This window comes from Reyranella sp. (assembly GCF_052439685.1).
Taxonomy (GTDB): Bacteria; Pseudomonadota; Alphaproteobacteria; order Reyranellales; family Reyranellaceae; genus Reyranella.
This window is the reverse complement of the sequence record NZ_JBQVQG010000036.1, coordinates 1-18,987: the sequence shown is the minus strand read 5'-3', so window position 1 is coordinate 18,987 and position 18,987 is coordinate 1. Positions and strand designations below refer to the sequence as shown.

At 63.4% G+C, this 18,987-nt stretch carries 21 protein-coding genes, 1 tRNA gene and 2 pseudogenes; 5 read left to right on the top strand and 19 right to left on the bottom strand.

Annotated elements, in window-relative coordinates:
- Positions 1-83: 83 nt before the first annotated feature.
- Positions 84-1,091: a Bug family tripartite tricarboxylate transporter substrate binding protein gene (locus tag ACT6UX_RS27270; RefSeq protein ID WP_444778302.1), complete on the bottom strand. Its 1,008-nt coding sequence runs from the start codon at positions 1,089-1,091 to the stop codon at positions 84-86.
- A gap of 84 nt (positions 1,092-1,175) precedes the next feature.
- Positions 1,176-2,540 carry a UbiD family decarboxylase gene (locus ACT6UX_RS27265; RefSeq protein WP_444778301.1) on the bottom strand — a complete coding sequence of 455 codons (1,365 nt, stop codon included), beginning with the start codon at positions 2,538-2,540 and terminating at the stop codon, positions 1,176-1,178.
- Between the two features lie 35 nt (positions 2,541-2,575).
- Between ACT6UX_RS27265 and ACT6UX_RS27260 the strand changes: the two genes are divergently transcribed.
- Positions 2,576-3,592 carry an FUSC family protein gene (locus ACT6UX_RS27260; protein WP_444778300.1) on the top strand — a complete coding sequence of 339 codons (1,017 nt, stop codon included), beginning with the start codon at positions 2,576-2,578 and terminating at the stop codon, positions 3,590-3,592.
- A gap of 22 nt (positions 3,593-3,614) precedes the next feature.
- On the opposite strand, the gene ACT6UX_RS27255 is transcribed toward ACT6UX_RS27260, so the two are convergent.
- Genes ACT6UX_RS27255 through ACT6UX_RS27240 form a run of 4 tightly spaced genes read right to left on the bottom strand, consistent with a single transcriptional unit; the run spans position 3,615 to position 6,711 of the window.
- Entirely contained in the window at positions 3,615-4,001 is a 387-nt protein-coding gene (locus tag ACT6UX_RS27255; protein WP_444778299.1) for a copper resistance CopC family protein, read from the bottom strand.
- Positions 3,998-4,594 carry a UbiX family flavin prenyltransferase gene (locus tag ACT6UX_RS27250; RefSeq protein WP_444778335.1) on the bottom strand — a complete coding sequence of 199 codons (597 nt, stop codon included), beginning with the start codon at positions 4,592-4,594 and terminating at the stop codon, positions 3,998-4,000. Before ACT6UX_RS27250 ends, ACT6UX_RS27255 begins: the two co-directional genes overlap by 4 nt.
- A 37-nt stretch (positions 4,595-4,631) precedes the next feature.
- Entirely contained in the window at positions 4,632-6,260 is a 1,629-nt protein-coding gene (locus tag ACT6UX_RS27245; RefSeq protein ID WP_444778298.1) for a UbiD family decarboxylase domain-containing protein, read from the bottom strand.
- Between the two features lie 25 nt (positions 6,261-6,285).
- Positions 6,286-6,711 carry an SRPBCC family protein gene (locus ACT6UX_RS27240; protein WP_444778297.1) on the bottom strand — a complete coding sequence of 142 codons (426 nt, stop codon included), beginning with the start codon at positions 6,709-6,711 and terminating at the stop codon, positions 6,286-6,288.
- 184 nt (positions 6,712-6,895) lie between these two features.
- Between ACT6UX_RS27240 and ACT6UX_RS27235 the strand changes: the two genes are divergently transcribed.
- Positions 6,896-6,972, top strand: a tRNA-Arg gene (locus tag ACT6UX_RS27235).
- 510 nt (positions 6,973-7,482) lie between these two features.
- On the opposite strand, the pseudogene ACT6UX_RS27230 reads toward ACT6UX_RS27235, so the two are convergent.
- From ACT6UX_RS27230 to ACT6UX_RS27180, 11 genes and pseudogenes are all read right to left on the bottom strand, one after another.
- Positions 7,483-8,595: pseudogene (locus tag ACT6UX_RS27230) on the bottom strand (recombinase family protein); the annotation flags it as partial.
- 83 nt (positions 8,596-8,678) lie between these two features.
- Positions 8,679-8,825 (bottom strand): hypothetical protein, encoded by a 147-nt coding sequence (locus ACT6UX_RS27225; RefSeq protein ID WP_444778296.1) that lies wholly within the window; start codon positions 8,823-8,825, stop codon positions 8,679-8,681.
- 209 nt (positions 8,826-9,034) lie between these two features.
- Positions 9,035-10,087 carry a tyrosine-type recombinase/integrase gene (locus tag ACT6UX_RS27220; RefSeq protein ID WP_444778295.1) on the bottom strand — a complete coding sequence of 351 codons (1,053 nt, stop codon included), beginning with the start codon at positions 10,085-10,087 and terminating at the stop codon, positions 9,035-9,037.
- Between the two features lie 85 nt (positions 10,088-10,172).
- Positions 10,173-11,957 carry a tyrosine-type recombinase/integrase gene (locus ACT6UX_RS27215; RefSeq protein ID WP_444778294.1) on the bottom strand — a complete coding sequence of 595 codons (1,785 nt, stop codon included), beginning with the start codon at positions 11,955-11,957 and terminating at the stop codon, positions 10,173-10,175.
- Between the two features lie 139 nt (positions 11,958-12,096).
- A complete protein-coding gene (locus ACT6UX_RS27210; protein WP_444778293.1) occupies positions 12,097-12,306 on the bottom strand; it encodes a helix-turn-helix domain-containing protein in 210 nt (69 codons plus the stop codon).
- Positions 12,307-12,596: 290 nt separating this feature from the next.
- Positions 12,597-12,791: a hypothetical protein gene (locus ACT6UX_RS27205; RefSeq protein WP_444778292.1), complete on the bottom strand. Its 195-nt coding sequence runs from the start codon at positions 12,789-12,791 to the stop codon at positions 12,597-12,599.
- Positions 12,792-12,867: 76 nt separating this feature from the next.
- Positions 12,868-13,134, bottom strand: a complete 267-nt coding sequence (locus ACT6UX_RS27200) for a hypothetical protein (RefSeq protein WP_444778291.1) — start codon at positions 13,132-13,134, stop codon at positions 12,868-12,870.
- Between the two features lie 28 nt (positions 13,135-13,162).
- Positions 13,163-13,558, bottom strand: coding sequence for a hypothetical protein (locus ACT6UX_RS27195; protein WP_444778290.1), 396 nt, complete (start codon positions 13,556-13,558; stop codon positions 13,163-13,165).
- Between the two features lie 104 nt (positions 13,559-13,662).
- The gene (locus ACT6UX_RS27190; RefSeq protein ID WP_444778289.1) at positions 13,663-14,901 is read right to left on the bottom strand and encodes a reverse transcriptase domain-containing protein; all 1,239 of its coding nucleotides are present in this window, start codon (positions 14,899-14,901) and stop codon (positions 13,663-13,665) included.
- Positions 14,901-15,140 (bottom strand): helix-turn-helix domain-containing protein, encoded by a 240-nt coding sequence (locus tag ACT6UX_RS27185; protein ID WP_444778288.1) that lies wholly within the window; start codon positions 15,138-15,140, stop codon positions 14,901-14,903. Before ACT6UX_RS27185 ends, ACT6UX_RS27190 begins: the two co-directional genes overlap by 1 nt.
- Positions 15,137-15,511 carry a hypothetical protein gene (locus ACT6UX_RS27180; RefSeq protein ID WP_444778287.1) on the bottom strand — a complete coding sequence of 125 codons (375 nt, stop codon included), beginning with the start codon at positions 15,509-15,511 and terminating at the stop codon, positions 15,137-15,139. Before ACT6UX_RS27180 ends, ACT6UX_RS27185 begins: the two co-directional genes overlap by 4 nt.
- A gap of 418 nt (positions 15,512-15,929) precedes the next feature.
- On the opposite strand from ACT6UX_RS27180, the gene ACT6UX_RS27175 reads away from it, so the two are divergent.
- Both ACT6UX_RS27175 and ACT6UX_RS27170 read left to right on the top strand, forming a co-directional pair.
- Positions 15,930-16,397 carry a hypothetical protein gene (locus ACT6UX_RS27175; RefSeq protein ID WP_444778286.1) on the top strand — a complete coding sequence of 156 codons (468 nt, stop codon included), beginning with the start codon at positions 15,930-15,932 and terminating at the stop codon, positions 16,395-16,397.
- A gap of 374 nt (positions 16,398-16,771) precedes the next feature.
- On the top strand, positions 16,772-16,996 hold the full coding sequence (locus ACT6UX_RS27170) for a hypothetical protein (RefSeq protein ID WP_444778285.1): 225 nt from the start codon (positions 16,772-16,774) through the stop codon (positions 16,994-16,996).
- On the opposite strand, the gene ACT6UX_RS27165 is transcribed toward ACT6UX_RS27170, so the two are convergent.
- Positions 16,993-17,208 carry a Rap1a/Tai family immunity protein gene (locus ACT6UX_RS27165; protein WP_444778334.1) on the bottom strand — a complete coding sequence of 72 codons (216 nt, stop codon included), beginning with the start codon at positions 17,206-17,208 and terminating at the stop codon, positions 16,993-16,995. The two genes, ACT6UX_RS27170 and ACT6UX_RS27165, sit on opposite strands and share 4 nt — an antisense overlap.
- Positions 17,209-17,518: 310 nt before the next feature.
- Here ACT6UX_RS27165 and ACT6UX_RS27160 point away from each other — a divergent pair, with 310 nt between their 5' ends.
- Entirely contained in the window at positions 17,519-17,650 is a 132-nt protein-coding gene (locus ACT6UX_RS27160; protein ID WP_444778284.1) for a hypothetical protein, read from the top strand.
- A gap of 528 nt (positions 17,651-18,178) precedes the next feature.
- Here ACT6UX_RS27160 and ACT6UX_RS27155 read toward each other — a convergent pair.
- A pseudogene (locus tag ACT6UX_RS27155) lies at positions 18,179-18,376 on the bottom strand (c-type cytochrome); the annotation flags it as partial.
- Positions 18,377-18,987: the final 611 nt, after the last annotated feature.

Below are 18,987 nucleotides of genomic sequence, written 5' to 3'. Positions count from 1 at the left end.
CGAGGCCACGGGGGTCTGACCTCCAGCTAAAAACCCCGTCGTCTCCACCTACCCTCCCCCCGGGCCGCCCCGACGGAGATGTTTCAGGAATCCGCCGTGAAGCCGATCTTCTTCACGATCGGACCCCAGCGGTCGTAGCTTGCCTTCAGGAGTGCGCCGAGTTCTTGCGGCGTCGAGGACTTCATCTCGAGGCCCATGACGGCGAGACCTTCGATCACGTCCTTCTGGGCGAGAGCCGCGCGCAACGCTTCGTTGGCGCGCATCACGACCGGGGCCGGCGTGCCGCCCGGGGCGAAGAAGCCGAACCATTCGGAGAAGACGAGATCCTTGTAGCCCTGCTCGGCGAAGGTCGGAACGTTGGGCGCGAAGCGGCTGCGGGTGGCGCCCGAGACGCCGAGGAAGCGCGCCTTGCCGGCGGCCACCTGCTGGGTGAACTCGCCGACCGGGCCGGACACCGCCTGGATCTGGCCACCGACCATGTCCTGCACGGCGGGCTGCGTGCCGCGATAGGCGACATGCTTCAGCTCGACGCCGCCCGCCTGCCCCAGCAGCACGCCGATGAAGTGCGGCACGGAGCCGGCGGCGGGCGAGCCGTAATTGGCCTTGTCCGGGTTGGCTTTGCACCAGGCCAGGAACTCCGGGATGTTCTTCACGCTGTCGGGCACGGCAGGACCGACGCAGAAACCGAAATCGAAGATGCAGGCGAGCGTCACCGGGGTGACGTCGGTGAAGGCGTCGTAGGCCAGTTTTTTGTAGATGTGCGGATAGATCATCAGCATCGAGGCGGGCGTCTGCAGGATGACACTGCCGTCGGTCGCCGCCCCCTTCATCGACTGGATGGCGATCTGGCCGCCGGCGCCCGCCTTGTTCTCCACGAGGGCGGCCTTGGTATAGGCCGTGCCCCTCAGCCCCTCGGCGACGCGGCGGCACAGCGTGTCGGACGTGCCGCCCGGCGGGAAGCCGGTGACGACGCGCACGGTCTCGAGCGGCGGGGTGCCCTGCGCACCCGCCCGGCCCGCGAGTCCCAGGGTGGCCAGCGCGGTGGCCGCGCCCGTGACGCGGACGAACCCGCGGCGGTTGTAGTCGGTCATCTCATTCCTCCCGGTCGGTTCTTGTGGGCGGACTGTCGCCCAAACGCGGCGCGCCGCCAAGCCCAACCGCCGCTTCCGGCCGCGCTATTTGCGCGTCACGGCGTCGAGTTCCGGCAGCGGGAAATCCTTCCAGCCCGGCACTTCGGAAACCTCCGGAAACGCCTCACCGAACGGCTTCGTGGCGTCGATGCCGACCGACGAGGAGTAGCCCCCGTCGGTATAGGGATCGAGCGGCGCGGCGGCGGTGCGGTCGACGACGAAGACATCCTGGCTCGGCTTGACGCGGAACGACTGCGCCCACTCGACCTCGGCGGCGTTGCGGATGTCGATGTCGGGATCGACGGCGATCACCCACTTGGGATGGAGGTTGCCGGCCATGGTGGCGAGGATGGCCTGCCGTGCCTCGCCCTCGTAGCGCGGCTTCATCGCGATCACCACGTAGGTCTGCACGCCGCCCGAGCTGTTGATCGAGATGTCGCTGATCGTCGGGAACTGTGCCTGGAGCTGGCGCAGGATCGAAGTCTCGAACGGGATCTGCTTCAGGACGTGGTTCTCGGTGATCGGCTTGCCGGTCAGCAGGCCCTGGAAGATCGCGTTGCGGCGATGGGTGATCGCAGTGATGCGGGCAACCGGCTTGGGCGAGGCCGGCGTGTAGTAGCCGGTATATTCGCCGAGCGGGCCTTCCATCTTCTGCGTCTTCGTGTCGACGACGAACTCGATCACGATTTCGGCCCAGGCCGGCACCTTCAGGTCGTTGCTGACAGCCTTCACCAGCTCGACCGGCGCGCTTCGCAGGCCGCCGGCGACGAACCAGTCGTTGGTCGCGTCGCTCGACTGGACCTGGCACGAGAACATGGTCAGCGGATCGACACCGATGGCGACCGCGCCGTGCAGCTCCTTCCCCATCACGACGGCATGGGCCATGTTCTTGCCGAAGCGATGGTTCGGTGCCGAGAACACCCCCAGCTCCTTCGGGCCATGCACCTGGAAGCGGTAGTTGCCGATGTCGGTAATGCCGGTCTCGGGATTCTCCGACACGACGATCCCTGCGGTGATGTAGGGGCCGCCGTCCCTTGGGCTGTAGATCGGCACCGGCAGCTTCGTGACGTCGATCGCATCGCCCGTCAGCACGACGTCCTGGCAGGGCGCCGTGCCCTTGAAGTCGACGGGCGCGATCGGGTTGTTGATGCCCTTGAGGACCTTCTCGTGGATGGTCCGCTCGGTCGCCTCGAACGCCATCAGCGCCAGCCTGCGGTTGCCGTAGACGCCGGCGACCAGCGGGAAGTCCGTGCCTGTCTGCGCGAACAGGAGCGCCGGGCCCTGGATCGCGCTCGTCTTGGCGAGCGCCTTGGCGATGTCATACTTGGGCGAGACGGGCCGCGCGATCTCGACGAGCTCGCCCGCATTCTTCAGTTCCGTCAGGAAGGCACGCAGATCTTGATACGGCATGGTCAATCCTTCCTGAAGGTTCACGAGTACAAGGCATGATGCGTAGATTTCTCGCCGATATCCGTCGCCACGACATCGAAGCGGCCATCCGGGTCGCCGTGGCGGTGGGCCTGCCGCTGTTGGCGCTCGAGGCCATCGGCCGCCTCGACCTCGCCGTCTACGCCGCGTTCGGTGGGCTGGCGATGCTGTACGGCCACAGCGAACCCGCGAAGCGTCGCGTCGAAACCCAGCTCGTCGCCGGCACAGGCCTCGTACTCACGATGGCGGCGGCCATGGCCTGGTCGGCGTCGCACGCCCCCCTCCCCGTGCTCGGCGGGCTGCTCGCTCTCACGGTGATGGCCGCCGTGACCCTGGGCGCGGCGATGCGCTGGATACCGCGCGGAGAGATGTTCTTCGTGCTGGTGCTTCTGATCGTCGCCGCCATTCCCACGGAATGGGAAAAGCTGCCGCTTGCCATCGCCGTCGGCGCGGGAGGCGCGGCCTTCTCGGTATTGCTGGCCGTGCTCAACCGTATCGGCGCCCCTGCCGATGAACCGAAGCCCGATGGATGGCAACGGCGCCTCGCCGCGGGCTATGCCGGTCTCGACCGTGGCCAGCACCTGGTCCTGCTCGCCGCTGCCACGCTCGGCGTCCTGGCCGCCTGGATGCTGGCACTTGCCTTCGGCTTGGGACACCCCTTCTGGGCGGCCGTCACCGTGGCGGCGCTGATGCCGGCACTCGCCGCCAGGGACGTGTGGCAGCGCGCGACCTATCTCATGATGGGCACCCTGGGCGGCGTCGGGATCGCGACCGTCCTGTTCTCGTTCGACCCCGGCCCTCTCGCACTCATCGCGATCATCATCGTCTGCCAGGCCGTCGCGGAGATCGCGGTGTTGCGCAATTACGGCGTCGCCCTGCTCTTTTTCTGCCCGCTCGCCATCGGCATGAGCAACCTCAGCCGCGGCGCACCGTGGCCGCCCATCCTGGTCGACCGCGTGGTCGAGGCGGCGCTGGGCGTGGCCGTCGCCTTCCTCACGATCTTCGTGGGACGCAGGATTCTCAAGGTCACTTGAGCGAACGGATCGCACACGGAACCTACTGCTGGTCGGTGACCTGGAAGGGAATGTCGCCCGAGACGGCCTTGGTTCCCTGAATCGTGACCACGGTCCAATGCAGCATGTAATCACCCGGCGGCAGGGTCGGCGCCGCCGCGAACAAGACCTGCGGTGAGGATTCCAGGCGAGGATGCAGGCGCTCGATCACCTTGCCGCCCTGCGTGATGACCAGGGTCGACTTGATGTGATCGACGGGCCGGTCGAACCGCACGAAGAAGGCACTGCTCCTGGCGCCAATACGGGCATGAGCCGCCGGTGTCGATTCCATGACGCGGACGTCGTCCGATGGCTGCTGGGCCTGCGCCAACGAGCCTGCAGTGCCCACTGCCGCCAAGAGGGCGGCGATGGCGAGGCGTCTCTTCATCATTTGCCGCTCCGGCGTTTGGCGACAGCCGGCTTTTCCACGCCGGAGGGGCCGGTCCATCGCGGGAAGGTCTTGGTGTCGAGGCCGAACAGGTCGAGCACGCGCGCGACGGAATGGGTCACGATATCGTCGACCGTCTTGGGCCGCGTGTAGAAGGCCGGCGACGGCACCGCGACGATGGCCCCCATCTCGGTGACCGCCAGCATGCTCTTGATGTGGCCGGCATGCAGCGGCGTCTCGCGGAACATCAGCACGACCCGCCGCCGCTCCTTCAGGCAGACGTCGGCCGCCCGCGCGACGAGGCCCGACGTCACGCCCGTCGCGATCTCGCTGAGCGTGCGCACCGAACAGGGCGCCACGATCATGCCCATCGTCTGGAACGAGCCGCTCGAAATCGACGCGGCAATGTCGCCCGGCGCATAGACGTGATCGGCCAGCGCCCGCAGGTCCGAGGCCGACATGTCGGTCTCGAGCGACCGCGTCTGGTCGCCCGCCTTGGAGATCACGAGATGGCTCTCGATCTTCAACGCCCGCAGCGCCTCGAGCATGCGGATGCCATAGACCGTTCCCGAGGCGCCGGTGATGCCGACCACCATGCGACGCAGGGGTTCGCTCGCTGCCGTTTGAGGCACCTCAGCCGCCGGTCTTGATGTGGCGCGGGTCCGAGTGGTTCAGCGGCGCCGGTTTCGCCTCCCACGAGAACGGTGTGTCGGAGAGCGTGTAGCGGTACCACGGCGGATCGTTGGTGCGGCCGAGCTTGTGGCGCAGGTTGCCGAACGCGCGATAGAGCACCGGATAGGGCTGGCCATGATACTGCTTCAGGATGTCGTGCCAGGCGCGCGGCGCGGCGCGGATGAACGCCTCCATGTCCTTCGTCAGCTCTTCTTCCGTCATGATCTTCAGCCCGGCCGGCGGATCGCCCAAGTCGGTGACGGTGCTGCGGACGAACTCGTTGGGATTCCATTCCGGCCCCAGCGGCACCGTGCAGTCCATGCCGATCTTGGAGGAGATGCCGAGCGTCGTGCTCTTGGGATCGACGGTCATGGTGTTGAGCCCGTCGAGCCGCACCGTGTCCCTGTCCGGCATGTAGCGATAGGCCATGGCGGCCAGAACCGCCTGGTCGTCCCAGATGTCGACGTCGGTGTCGAACACCATGGCGATCTTCGGCAGTCCCTGCTTGGAGCAGGTCAGCATGATGCCCAGCGCCTGTTTGGAGTCGCCGGCGCCGAGCGGATGGATCTTGGCGTAGGCGATGTTGGACAGGCCGCCCAGCGGGCAGCGCACCTCGCGCACGTCGATGCCGCCCTGCTTCAGGCCATTGAAGAGGTCCGCCTCGATGGCCGGCAGCTGCAGCATGTTGTCGGTGTACCAGGGATGCAGGCCGCCGATGGTGCAATGCTGGAAGATGCCGCCCTTGCGGTAGGTCATCGCCTTCACCTTGAGGCGATAATTGTGCTTGATGCCGCCGCCGTACATGCCGGTGAACTCGCCATACGGGCCCTCGTCGTAGACGAGGCCCTCGAGCGCCATCAGCTCGCATTCGAGCACGATCTCGGCGTTCGCCGGCACCATCACGTCGATGGTCTCGCATTTGATCATCCTGGCCGGCGCGCCATAGAAGGCGCCGAGCACCTCGAAATCGTCGGTGTCGGCCGTGACGCCGACCAGCGCCGCGATCTTGTCGATGGTGGGCCCGCCCAGCACGATCGCGACTTCGAGATTCTGCCCCTTCGCCGCCGCCGCCATCGCGTGGATGCGCTGGCGGTGCGAGGTGCAGGTCATGTCGACCGACTTCTCGTTCTTGGTGCGGAACATCGAGCGGTAGATGCCCCAGTCGTAGATGCCGGTGTCGGGATGCTTGCTGATGAAGAGATTGTCGTTGGTGTAGGCGTGGCCGTCGCGATCGTGATGCAGGAACAGTGGCAGACGCGTCAGGTCGACATCGTCGCCCTTCAGGATCACTTCCTTGCAGGGCGCCGTCGTCACCGTCTCCCACTTCACGCGGCCCTTGGAGCGGGCGACCATCTCGAGGCCGGTCTTCGTCTTGTCGCAGCCCATCGCCCAGGCGAACATCTCCTGGTTCGAATAGGCGTTGGCCAGCACCGAGAATTCCGTGTCCTTGATCTTCTCGATCAGCACGGCCTTGGTCGGATTGGCCTCCATGATCTTCGGCACCTGGTCGACACGCACCTCGTCCTTGATGCGCACGAGGAAGCCGGCCTTGTCCATCGACTCGACGAAGTCGGAAAGAGACTGCTGCATGGTCTTACCCGAATGAAAGCGGAGATCAGGAATAGGCCGGCGCGGTCCTGCCATGCTCGGCATAGGCCCGGAGGTGATGCAGCATCATGCCCCACAGGGCATTGCACTTCTCGAAGTTACCCTTCTGATGCGGCCAGCCGGAATGGGCGAAGGTGAGGTGGACACGCCCGTGCGGCGTCGTGCCGAGGTTGAAGGAGACGCTGGTACCGGCCGCATCGCCCGGACCCTCGACGCACTTCCAGACGATGGCGTCAGCTCCTTGCGACGCCACCTCCCAGACGAACGTCGGCCCGTCGGCGTATTTCAGGGTCCATTGGCTCCCCGCGCCCGCCCCGCCCGAGACCTCGGCCATGGTCCACCCCTTCAGTCCCTCCGGGGTGGTGAGGGCAGCGTGCACCTTGGCGGCATCCGCCTTGATGTTGACGGCGTGACGAAGAGCGTGATCGGACACGGTTGGACCTCCCTTGGACCCTTAGCTGCTTCGCGGGCATGGCGCAGGCTGGATTTGTTCCGGCGACATTATCAGTCGGCATGAAGCGTTCAACCTTGCCCGCAGCAGGGGGAAATACCGGTTTTCCGGCCTTCCACGCCTCGCGTTGCGCCGCAGTGGTCCCTCCGGTATGTTCCGCCGCGCTGGACCCGTAGCTCAGCTGGATAGAGCGCTGCCCTCCGAAGGCAGAGGTCGTGAGTTCGAATCTCGCCGGGTCCGCCAGTCGCGTACAAAACCGCGAACATTCTGCCGACCTCCAGTTTGGCCAGTTGCCGCGGCCGCTAAAGCGGCCTTGTCGCTGAACACCCTGATTTTCCCATCGCCGACCTCGATCTGAGCGATGACCGATCGGAGGTAGGCCTTGCGGGCCTGCACGTCGGCCGCATCGAGCTTCTGGCACATCAACTGCGAGAAGGCCTCCAGCCGAGCCGGCGTAATGGCGGCGCTAGAGCGGGCTAGACTTGCCATCCGGTCGAGAGCAGCTTGGGCCACGTCCCTCTCCTGCTTCAGTGATAGAACCCGCTGCTTGAGTTCGGTGTCGAGCTCGACGACGCCCTCCTCGATGGCCCGGTAAAGACGGTTCAAACGATCACCTCGACCGGCAATCTCAGCCTCAAGAGACGCGCGGCGCGCCTGTACGGATCGATCCTGGCTACCTTGGCGTTCGACTAGCGCCTCAAGGATCCGGGCAAGCCTGTCGGCCCCGAACAGCTGCTCCTTCACATTGTCGACGATCAGTCCATCGAGCCTGACCATCGGCATATGCCGCCCCCGGCACACCGACTTGCCCTTTTGCTGGCTACCACCACAGCTGTAATAGCTGTATTCACGGCCGCGGCGGCGGGTGCCCGTGCGGGTCATTCCGGCGCCGCAGGAGGCGCAGACTGCGAGCCCTGTCAGCAGCGTCGGACCATTAACGATTCGAGGGGCAGTTACCCGGGGATTATTGCTGGCCAGCTGCCGCTGCACCCGATCATACAGATCGATTGGCAGGATGGTAGGGATGTCGATCTCCACCACCGACGCTGGGTCATGGAGCGCACCGGTCCGACGGTTACGGATGCCGTAGCGCCACTTGCCGGTGGCGTAGCAGGCATGCTTCAAAATCCGATGAAGGGGGCCAACGCCAAAGTGTGCGCCGCGCCGGGTCCGATAGCCATTTTGATTGAGCCAGCTCGTGGTCTCCTTGACGCCAAGCGGGCCCGACTTGCCGTCGCCTTCAGTGTATAGCTTGTAGATCAGCTGGACCGTCTCAGCCTCGACGGGATCAATCTCCAGCCGCTTCTTGATCTTGGCACCCCGGCGCTCGGCCTCGACCACCCGATACCCGAGCGGCGGCGTCGAGCCATTCCAAAAACCCTGCTTCGCCGACTCCCGCATCGACCGGGAGACGTTCTTGCCGTTCTCCTTCGACGTATACTCGTCGAAGATGCCGATGATTTGGCGCATCATGTCCTGCGAGGGGTCATCTCCCGTCGGCTGTGTAATGGAGACGACCTCGACACCGAGCTTGCGCAGGCTGCGGATGGTGAGCTCCATCTCGGCGCCGTTACGGTAGAAGCGCGAGAAGGAGTGAACCAGGATCACGTCGAAGCGGCGATCAGGTTCGCGGGCCTGTTCGAGCATACGTTGGAACACCGGCCGGCGATCGTCTGTGGCCGAAGCGCCCGGCTCGACGAACTCTTCGGTTACCATCCAGCCCCGGGCCTCGCAGTATCGCCGGGTCAGATCCCGCTGTGACGGCAGGCTCACATCGCCCGCGGCTTGGCGACCGGTGCTGACGCGCAGGTAGAGCGCGGCGCGCCTGGGGCTGTCGGGATCGAGACGGTTGGCAGCAAAAGCCATGGCCGGCGGCCTCCAATGATGCGGTGATGTTAGAGCGCGCGACGAGTATGATAGGCCGGTGGGTACCGCTATAGCGCGGACAGTCAGGCTTGCGTCAGGAAGATTTTTAGATCGTCGCCCAGCAGCCGGGCGATCGCATCCAGTTCGTCGGTCGCAATCTCCAGGTGGGCCGAGAGATCGCCTTCGATGGTGTACTCGTGTTCGCCTCCAAGCTGGCCCCGCCTGGCCACAGTATACTCTTTTACAGCGCCGCTACCTGGCCGAACGCGCGTGCGCACTGCCGCCGACCTGTTTGGCGGCAGACCTTGCTCGCTGTTGCGGGGAGCCGAGGGCTTCATCCGTTATAGGAATAGCCGCGGCTACTAAGCTCGTTGACGCCCCTCAGCCGGGGTGGTCGCAAATTGCGACCACACCCCCCTCCCGTCCGGCACTCGTGCGGCTAGATTCCATCGTCCCGACGTCGCCTGGTCGGCTTTTCCCGACGAATGGCCGGTCGCCGCCCCTTGGACCGGCGGGAGGCAATCACCGCCCCATAACGGTGGCCTGCCTCAATCTGATCTGCCAGGACGTACAACTCGCGACTGGAGCTGTCGCGATGCTGGAGAAGAGGGGTAACCAGCTTGATTAGATCGGGTCGCTCCAGCACGAGTGTCGTCGCGGCGCTGTGCCGGAACGCATGGGGGAACATGGGCGCTTCGAAGGCGGCTCCGGTTCGTTCCACGATCAGATTGTAAATCCCGCGCGCAGAAAGCGGCCCGCCACGCCTGTTGAACCACACGGCACCTTCCGCCTCCGGCGGGGGGTGCTTCGACCTGGCAGCCAGTACAGGCCGGAACTCGTCGAGATATCTCTGGATGAGCGCGGAGAGCTCAGGCCCCAGTCGCGCCTCATGGGGCCGATCCTCCTTCATTTCAGCGGCGGACCACGAGACCCTGTAGCCGTCCTTCTGCCGGGCGAGGTGCCGCCCGCCCCTCATCACCGAGACGGTGTCGAGCCGCGGTACGGCGAGCGCCATAAAGACGATGATCAACCCGTCACGATAGAGGACCGCCCCCTGATGTAGTGTTGCGCCGCCTTCCTCTACCGCCTGCCTCATCAGGGACACGCCAAGCTCCACGATTCGAGCGGTGTGCTGTGTACGCGCCTGTGTACGTCGCCGATCGGACGGTTCGGCGCGCAGCTTGTTGATGCCCTGCATGAGCCAGGCGGCCGGTGTCTCCGGTGAAAGAGCTGCCAAGGCTGCCCGTACGCCATCGACGCGTGTCGCCATAGATCTCGGCGACAAGCCGGCGGCGCGCATGTCGCCAACATAGGTCCCCATAATTTCGGGCGTCACCCAGTCGCTGAAGTCGGCCTGATCGTTCAACCGGCCAGACCAATTCAGCCAACCGACGAAGAACGAGATGTTCCAGACATGCAGATCGAATGTTCCGTCGCGCCACGTCGCCGCGACGTTGCGCTTGGTGAACGCCCCGGCCTTGAGTTGGCGCAAGTCGTGGAGACGCCGCAGAGGGGGCGGCCACGCTGACGGCTTGATGGCAGGATACGGCAAAACTCTGAGCATCGGACGCTCCCCTCTAGGCGAGCTTGAACTTGGTGAGGCGGGCGTTGCGGTCTCCGAGGACCACCGTCGTGAAGTGGTCAATCGCCTTGGTGGCGCAGAGCCATGCGTAGAATTTCTCGGTCGTCGTTTGCCACTTATGACCCAACATCACCTTGGGCACGCTGAAGTCGCCGGGATGAGCGTTGAGGTAGATCATCGTGCCGATATGGCGAAACAGGTGGACGTTGACGTCGAGGTCCAGACGGCGGCGAATGGTCCGCTTCACGAGGTCGGCCACCATGTTCCGGCCTTTCGCCGAGCCGTCGGCCCGCAGGAAGAGCGTGTCAGTTGACTTCCCCATCAGGAGTGGCCGGCACTTCTTCGAGTAGAATTCCAGGAGAGCAATCGTCTGCTTCTGCAACGGGAAGCGCAGAGCCTGTTTGTTTTTGACCTCAACTTGGTCGATCAGGATGTGCCATTTGCCGTCCTTCGTCGGACTGGCCGGCCAGAAGTGCTTCGAGAGCTCCAGGTCGGCAAGGTTCTTACGCCGCACCATGGTCGCGAGCAAAAGCTCGATGGCAACCGCCGCCATCATCTCGGTGGCGTCCTTAGTCGTGATCGCCTTCTTCTTCTTGATCTCGGACATGATCTGGTACGGCAGGTATAGGAACTCGTCGGCGACGTGCGCACTGGAGAACTGGTCGAGCTTCTTCCTGTTCTTTTCGCTGAAGTCTGCAGGCCCAAGCTCGTCGTCGATAAAATCGAAAATCTCTTCGCGGATCGCATCTCGAACACTCTTGTCGGGACGAACGTAGTTGTCGGCCATGGAGAGCCAGGCCGCGGCCATGTTCAGATGGTCCTTCAGGAACCTGTCCCCGGCGCGTTTGCGCTGCCAGTTCAGGCCTTCTTTCAGCCAGTAGACGTCCAGCAGGGCAGACAGGCTGTCGATTTCAGCTGGACTGCGGCCCGCGTGGACCTGGGCGGAGGCTGTTCGCCACGCCACCTCCCGGTAGCGGACGAGGGTGTCGGGCCGGAGTTGCTTAGCAGCCGTCGTGTCGAAGATGTTCTTGGGCGGTTTGCTCGACAACTGTTCGTAAGAATCGAAGTCGGACCAAAACGACGAGGGGAAACGATCCCGAGGGATGCTCCAAGTTCGCGGATTCTTGAATTTTGGGAACACCGGTAGCGGCCAGCCCGGGATCGTCAGGCGCGCGGCGTTGGACTTCCGAAGCACCTTTTGAAGCGCGGCGCGAGGCCTCTTGACGGTCGACCGGCACAGGGTCTCGTCGACGTACTCGTTCCACGTTCCCAGTGTCACGTCGGCTGGTTCAATGCCGCGCTTGGTGCAGAACCTCGCGAAGGACGCAAGCGCGTTCCGGTCATCTAGGCATAGAACGGCGTTCAGCCAGAGGGACCAAAGGTGGCTCACTCTGCCACCGCGGCGGGTGCCGACTGAGAGGACGCCGGCCCGGATCAGGACCCCGTTGAGCAAGGTAACGATGTTGGAGCGCCGAATCTTGTTTAGCGACTTGTGGCTGCGGATGCGCGCGAACCGGTGGTCGACGATGTGGCGCACATCATCGAGCTGGATGGCAGACAGAGGCGTATCGTCGGCACGCCCCAGCCACCTGATGGCAGCAGCCTCGTTGTTCTTCTGGTTTTGGGTACGGTCCGGATCGCCGAGGACCCAGTCCAGCAACTCCTGGGCCGTCCTGAGTGATGGCACCGTCGACTTGGCAGCGGTCGCAGCCAACGCGTGAACGTTCTCGAATACCTCGAAGGCGTCGAGCGGGTGGAGCTGATCTTCATCTTTGGACATGAGGGGCCTCGCGGGGACAGGAGCGGACAGGGGTGAGAATTAACGGGAGTGATACACGAAGAAGTTGATTTGATTGTTTGAACACACACCCGTTAACGGCGTGATCGCGTGTGACAGGAGCGGCCTGTAGAAGACTGCGTTAACTGTACTTTTTGTTCGCGATGAACATCGCGACATCGGGCTCGGAGACGCGCAGGGCGCGGCCGAACTTGCAGGCTGGCAAGTCGACAGACTTGATCCAGCGGCGAACCTCTCGGGCGGAGAATCCTGTGATGTCGGCGACCTGCTGCACCGTCAGCAGCTTCGACAACTTGGACGGGGAGGTGGAGTGATTGACGTTCTTTGACATGATGCGTCTCCAGAGGCCGGCTTGTTCCGCGAGGGGACAGGTCCGGCTCGGACACACGTGTAGGCAGAACGCCGTAGGCCAGGAATGAAGCTCAGCCGCGGTGGCCGCTCGCTGCTACCGCAGTGGTGTGGTCGGAGTCGGAATTGCGCTGGCGGAGGTTGACGTGCCGACAGTTGCGCGGAATGTGCCACCGACTCGCGTTCGCCTTCCCCTGAGAAGCGAAGCGCGCGGCTGACATCGGGACCAGCCGAAGGCGGTGTGCTCCTGCATGGTACGTTCGACGCGACGTACTATTGTCGATGCCGTGTGCGGTAAGCATCGATGGCGGCGTCGTATTCCGCGCGATCTTCGGCGCTCAGGCTTTTGTAACCCTCCTCCATGACGAGGATGCCCGTCTGCTCGTAGGCGTAGATGAGTTCGGGCGGAATGCCGGTGCGCCTCATGATCCTCACGAGCTCCTTTTGCACATTTTTGTTCTTGGGCATTTGGTGTTCCTTTTGTTGACGTGATGGGCAGGCGATCCGTGGTCCGGGGCGTTTGGTGACGGAATGATCGTGACGACTAGCGTGGCGGATCGGCCCGGCGCGTTATCGGGAAGTGACGCGGGGCTTCGAGCAGAAGGCGCAACCGGCTACGACTCGCGTTGGGCTCCAGGCTGACCCAGACATCGGAAATGATTTCGGTCATTCGGCTTGAACAGATCGCGGTCTTCGAGCCGGTACTCGCGATGAGGGTCGCTGTGTCGCGACCGTCGATTGATAGAATCGTCAGCCAATGATCGGCAATGTCGATCACCTCGCCGACCTTGACGCCAAGAACCAGGGCCATGATGCCCTCCATATGTTTGTGTGGTGGGCTAGAGGTACTCGGTCGCGGGCGGCACGGTGAGGCCGGCACTGATCCGATTGCACCGGTCGACCTCCTGCGCTTCGATATCGATCCGTGTTCGAAGCAGTTCGAACACCTTCGGTCGGAGCACGCCGACGGTCAGTAGTTGGCTGACTGGAAGCCAGTACGCCTTGCCCGCGGGAGGAAGCCCGATTCTGCTTCGGCCTGCGCGCGGGAGGGCGAGCAGCGCGAGGCCGAGGTCGAGTCGTTGATCATCGGTTTTTTCGGTGCGGGACAGGACGTGGAAGTACGTCCAGTGCGGCGTGTAGGCGTAGCCCACGCGCGCTTTTCGGGCCGTGCGCTCGTCGAACGCTCGAATGGAAAGGACAAACTCAATCGTCCCGATGAAGGGTGGCGACGCCATTTCAATCTCCTAAGTGATTGAAAAGACGATGACTTTTGACGGCGGGGATGCAAGGAAAAGGCGCCGCGAGGCTGAGAAAAGTCAGCTCGCCCACAGCCAGAGCGTTAGCTGCCGGAGGTTCTTGCCTCGAAGGCCGTCTGCCACAGGAGCCCAAGCGACTCCGGCGTCGGCTGCCATAGCGGGAAAGATGCCGGCCACGCCTTGCGGTACTTGCTCACGCGGCCTTTACCTAAGGCCGGATCGCCATCGAGGAACTTCTGGCGCGCCCTCGCGCTGAAATGGTCGTAGGAACGCTTCGATGGGTGGATGCGGATTCCGCCGCCGTAGTGGGCCGGCTTCCGGCGAAATCCATACTTTACGATGTTCACGCCCTCGCTGATCGGACCGACATGATGTCGACCGATAGTCAGCGGGCCGGCAAGGCTGTTCTCAAGTGCAGAACTTAAGGCCTTAAAGGACTCTCTGGCCTGTCCCAGGCCCTTGGCGCACACGGTGATGTCATCGCCGTAGATGACCGAGCGATGTGCAATGCCTGTCGCGCTGACCAGCGGTCCGAGGACTGCGCGCGACATGATGAGGGTGGAGGTCAACGACCCCTGGGGTAGGCCCTGCCGGGCCGCTGTATCGGTTTCGAAGGTGATGTGGTCGTATATGTCGAGAGGGAAGCCGAACAGTTCCTCCTTCCATTCGGGTGGCTGCTCGACAGTGTCCCCGTCCTGCACCAGGAGCACATTGCGCGTGACATGGTGCGGGAGAGGGAGCAGCTGAACGAGCTTGTCGTGGTTGACGGACCTGAAGCAACTCCTGATGTCGACGGCGACTACATGGTCATACCCCTCCTTCTCGATCATTTCTTTCACGCGAAGCATCTGCGCGTCCGCTCCTCGACCACGCCGCAAGAAGTCGAAGTCACAAGGCGGGAGCCAGACATCGAGGATGTCGGCACAAAGTGTCTGAAGAGCACGTCGAGCGGGCGCGAAGTTCAGAACCAGCCGTGCGGGGCCTCCTGGGTTGTCTACTGCGACCTGCCGGATGACCTCGTCGATCCGCCGGTAGGGGTTGAGGAGGCCAGCCCTTACTTTCAGAACCTCTAGCGAGTCGTAACGCCCTACAGGCGTCGATCTCGCTGACCGAATTGCCGCCGAGAGTCGGCCCGCAAACGAGCGCAAGATGCTGCGGGTGAGAGCTTCAGCGCGACAATGGTCCCCCGCTGAGAGTGCGCTAGCGAGGCGATCGAGCTGTTCCTGATGTCGCTCGGCCAACTTTCTGACCCACTTCAGCTGGGCGTCGCCGAACCTCATGGCCAATCCGCAGCTCATGGTCGATCTGGTGATGCGGTTCATCACTCCGTTCCCTCTCCGAGGAGCAACGTCTGGCGGATGGCAGCCATGGCGAGAATGTCTTCGCGCCGGTAATATCTGCGAGTCCCGCCCATCGTGATGCGTCCCGGCATCATCCCGGCATCCTCCCAGCGATATACAGTCTGGCGTGACGCGCCGAGTATTTGGGCAGCTTCGTAGACGCAGACGAGTCCCTTCGCGCGACGGAACCCGACTTGGTGCTCTTTGTTGGAGATCCTCACGAGCGATCACCCGAGTCGGGTGTGACAGTCTCCTGCAGCTGATTGCGAAAATCTGGGGAAGCGAGGCCAGCGCCACGCGTCGATAAATATTTGGAGCGGGTCGTCTCTACTATTTCTCTAACTTCGACGGCCAAGGGCCCCGAGGGTTGCGCCGAGCAATAAGCGAAGAAGCGCTCTAGTACCTCTTGCACATCTTCGAAGAGCTGTTCGACTGCAGTAGCCGTGGGGCGCACGCCGGTGGCCCAAGTTTTCAGCGCGCCCTTCACCGCGCGACGTTGCGCAGCTTCGTCTTCCGCCTCGCGGCGATTATCGAGAATCGCCATTAGCAAAAGCATGGCGTTCAGGAAGGAATTATACTGAGAATGGGTCATGGGCGCTCCTAATGTCGCTGCGCTTTTCAGCGCTGTTGGAGCCCTTAAGCGGTAGCTGAAATTCATCGACTAGCGAGAAAAATCCACTCCGACATCGGATTAGCACAAAAACCACAAAGTTACGTTGGCAACATTCGGTATATTGCTCGCGCAATCCTTGTCACTATGCGTACATTTCGTGCGCGCGTCGGTCGATGCCACCGCTCCACCGTAAAGGGCATGTGACACTCTTGTGCAAGGATTGCGATTTTCCCCATAGTCATCCTCGCTGCCGCCCGCGGCAGGTCGGTTGTTCGGGAGGGGACAGTGATATCGGTCAATCGCGGCCGGTCAGCGGTGCAAGCATTTTTGCATCGTCTATCATGGGCCGCGAGCTGGACCGCTCGAAGGGCGCCGGCGCGATCCGGGTCACTACGTCATGGGCCTGAGACTTCTGAAGACGACGCTGTTCGCCCTCCTCGCGCTGGTGGTGGGCTACGCCGCTGCGCTCGGGGTAGGCTTGGTCGCGTTCGAGGTCTTCGAGGTTTCGCAGCGCGAAGGTGCCAATGCGATGGCACTGGCGTTCGTCATCTGCCCGTTCGTAGCGGTACTGAGCGCCGTCGTCGCAACAATCTGGTATTGGATCGCTTCCGGTCGACGTGCCGCGACGACGAGCCCGACTGCCGCGGGAGCGCCGAACGGCAGCGCTACGCGTGTTGTTGCAATCGTTGTGTCTGTCGTCGTCGGATGGCTCGCCGGCATGTTCCTGCAATGGGTGTTGGCTGGCCGTTCCTACGAGACCTTTGTCGTCGCGCTCGCAGTGTCCATGGCGCCTTGGATCGGCATGATCGCACTTGGTGGCGTCACATGGTGGCTGACACGCCTGCGAGAAGCGCCAGCGAGCTGATTATCGCTACTACGTCCGCCAGCCCCCCTGAAGGGCGAGGTCGCGGACTCCCAGATCCGGCGCGTCTCGGCCGCCAGCATCGAGGCGGCGGTCGTCGATCAGCTCCGGGTCCTGCTCAAGTCGCCGGAGGTGGTCATGGCCACTTGGCGCGCGGCCAAGGCCGACGGTGATGCGCTTACGGAGGCGGCGGTCCGCGAGGCGCTCGACCGGCTCGACCCGCTTTGGGACGAGCTGTTTCCTGGCGAGTAGGTGCGCATCGTGCAGCTGCCGGTGCAGAGGATCGACCTCAAGCCCGACGGGCTCGAACTGCCGCTGCGGACACAAGGGCTCGGGCAGGTTGTCCAGGAATTGGGTACCCTCCGGAGGGCTGCCTGGTGCCCGCGCCCGATTCCGATATCGTCACCATTCAGGTGCCCTTCACCGTCCGCAAGCGCGGTGGCCGCAAGCTAGTCCTTGCGCCCGATAGCGCGCCCATGCTGCCGGCTGCGCCGCACATCGACAGTCCGCTGGTCAAACGCCATTGCCCGCGCCTTCCGGTGGCAGAAGATGCTGGAGACCGCTCGGTACGCCACGATCAGGGAGATTGGGTAGTGTCCTAGTTTGATTTGCAGGGCCACACCTTCTGCAAAGCAGCCTCCGCCACCCAAACGAAGGGATAGCTTCCCAAGGAAGGATTGTCGTCCAAGTAGGCGGCAATTGCGCGCGCGGCTTGACCGGTCGTGCCGTCGGGAGGGCGGCAAAAAGCGCCCTGCGGATGAAGGGACGTGCGCTCACTTAGGGCTATGAAGGTCTGGATTGCGCCCGCGCACATTCCCTGAATGAAGGATGGCGGCTTCCCTGCAATTCTTTCCCGGCATCCATCGATCACCCATTTGGCGCTGCCCGGGTCGTCTTGGGCCACAACAGCGGCTGGAGTTGAATAGACCAAGAGCGCCAACGCTAGGAATTTAGGTCTGTTCATTTCAAGCGATGTTCCGCCACGATAGCCGCTCGCACCGCATCCAGCGGCGACCGGATCCCGCCCAGATGCAGCACGGCGTAGAACCGGCGCCGGTCGCTGCCCTCGACCGGAGACGACCACGCATAGGCGCGCGTGGCCTTGGGATGGTCCTCCAAGTCACGTGCACGATGCCCTCCCAGACGGTCTTGCCTTCGAAAAGCTCTTTGACCGGCAGCGCGTCGACCAGCACGGCCTTGCCTCCATGCTGGCCCTCGACGGCCTGTCTGAGCTGATCGGTACTCACTTCCATTAGCTTTCCCATCTCTTGAGCCCGCAAAGGTAGTCCACCAATTCGTGCATGTCTGTGGCCGGGTTATTCGATAACGTTGCAGAATTGTGCTTCATCAATCGTCTGCCGTTGCCTGAAGCGCGCCCCTGCTTGTCTGACAAAGTCGCATAGAGGCCTGTTATCCCTTTCGCATACCGGAGATTGCCAAGGGCGAGAAGATCAATCCATCCTATGTATCACGAGTGCTGCGACTGACGCTGTTGGCGCCGGCGACGGTCGAGGCGGTGCTGGAGGGGCGTGCGAGCATGGCGCCGACGCTCGCGGAGGCGATGGGGGTGTTTCCGGTGGAGTGGAGACTTCAGCGAGGCCCGCGCCTCGCGGCATGATGGTAGCCATGGCGTTGAGAACTGTGTCGGACGCATTGTCCGATCTCGTATCATTCTGTTTCGCTTCCCAATCGGCGTATGTCCGCCCTTCCCCCTCTACTTGATGCGCGGCTCCCGCGCCCATAGCGGCAGCCGCGCAGCAGAGAAAGGTGTCGCGAAGCACTCTTCATTCGAGCGACTTCAGATACGCAATCAGGTCTCCGATCTGGGCCAGGTCCAATTTGTACTGCGGCATTGCCGGATGCCCAGTCATGATGCCTACGGCGAGCGCTTCTATCAGAAATTCCACCGGATAGCGGCGATGAAGTCTGCGCAGCCGCGGTGCGGACTTAAGCGGACTGACTTCGTCACGGCTAATGGCATGGCACGCCGCGCAAGGTGGTGGCGGACGCTCGGGACATCGACGTCGGCGCTGTTTCGATGACGCGCCGCGAGTGGGCCGCCCCTAGTTTCGGCCAAGCCTAGGGCGACGCTAGACCCAGTCCCGTGCCGGTCCGGCGGCGATCCCCGTCTGGTGCTAGGGAACTTCGGGAAAATGCGGTCGAGGTCGGCCTCGGCAACGCCAAGCTCCTCGTCGCTCACGGCATTCGCGGTCCTCGCTCGAGCTTTGGACGACCAAAGGACCATTGAGCGTTGTATTATGCATCAATATCATTCACGCAAATAAGAGACTTGACCGGATCAAACTGCATAATTATTTTTTTGCATGAATGCACATCGTGCACATATAACGGACCTACTCAAGGTCGCGGAAATCGCGGCAGGCCACCCCCTGCGCTCCGCCGTAGATGAGTTCCCGCCCGGCGAAACCGGCGTGATCCAGATGCGCAATGTCGATCCGGAATTCGGCGTGGCGTGGGAGACCGTCTCGCGAATCGACCTGCCGCCCGCCCGACGGGTCGAGCCGCTCACCAGCGGCGACGTGATCTTCTCGACCCGCGGCGTCCGCACCTATGCCGTGGCCCTCGACCCGCC

Bases quoted from the DNA above. Each gene is read 5' to 3' on its own strand.
- ACT6UX_RS27175 (WP_444778286.1), top strand. From the start codon at position 15,930: ATGGGCCTGAGACTTCTGAAGACGACGCTGTTCGCCCTCCTCGCGCTG.
- ACT6UX_RS27195 (WP_444778290.1), bottom strand. From the start codon at position 13,558: ATGGCGTCGCCACCCTTCATCGGGACGATTGAGTTTGTCCTTTCCATT.
- ACT6UX_RS27215 (WP_444778294.1), bottom strand. From the start codon at position 11,957: ATGTCCAAAGATGAAGATCAGCTCCACCCGCTCGACGCCTTCGAGGTA.
- ACT6UX_RS27180 (WP_444778287.1), bottom strand. From the start codon at position 15,511: ATGACCCATTCTCAGTATAATTCCTTCCTGAACGCCATGCTTTTGCTA.
- ACT6UX_RS27165 (WP_444778334.1), bottom strand. From the start codon at position 17,208: ATGTGCGCGGGCGCAATCCAGACCTTCATAGCCCTAAGTGAGCGCACG.
- ACT6UX_RS27260 (WP_444778300.1), top strand. From the start codon at position 2,576: ATGATGCGTAGATTTCTCGCCGATATCCGTCGCCACGACATCGAAGCG.
- ACT6UX_RS27205 (WP_444778292.1), bottom strand. From the start codon at position 12,791: ATGCCCAAGAACAAAAATGTGCAAAAGGAGCTCGTGAGGATCATGAGG.
- ACT6UX_RS27200 (WP_444778291.1), bottom strand. From the start codon at position 13,134: ATGGCCCTGGTTCTTGGCGTCAAGGTCGGCGAGGTGATCGACATTGCC.
- ACT6UX_RS27270 (WP_444778302.1), bottom strand. From the start codon at position 1,091: ATGACCGACTACAACCGCCGCGGGTTCGTCCGCGTCACGGGCGCGGCC.
- ACT6UX_RS27245 (WP_444778298.1), bottom strand. From the start codon at position 6,260: ATGCAGCAGTCTCTTTCCGACTTCGTCGAGTCGATGGACAAGGCCGGC.
- ACT6UX_RS27210 (WP_444778293.1), bottom strand. From the start codon at position 12,306: ATGTCAAAGAACGTCAATCACTCCACCTCCCCGTCCAAGTTGTCGAAG.
- ACT6UX_RS27255 (WP_444778299.1), bottom strand. From the start codon at position 4,001: ATGATGAAGAGACGCCTCGCCATCGCCGCCCTCTTGGCGGCAGTGGGC.
- ACT6UX_RS27190 (WP_444778289.1), bottom strand. From the start codon at position 14,901: ATGAACCGCATCACCAGATCGACCATGAGCTGCGGATTGGCCATGAGG.
- ACT6UX_RS27250 (WP_444778335.1), bottom strand. From the start codon at position 4,594: ATGGTGGTCGGCATCACCGGCGCCTCGGGAACGGTCTATGGCATCCGC.
- ACT6UX_RS27265 (WP_444778301.1), bottom strand. From the start codon at position 2,540: ATGCCGTATCAAGATCTGCGTGCCTTCCTGACGGAACTGAAGAATGCG.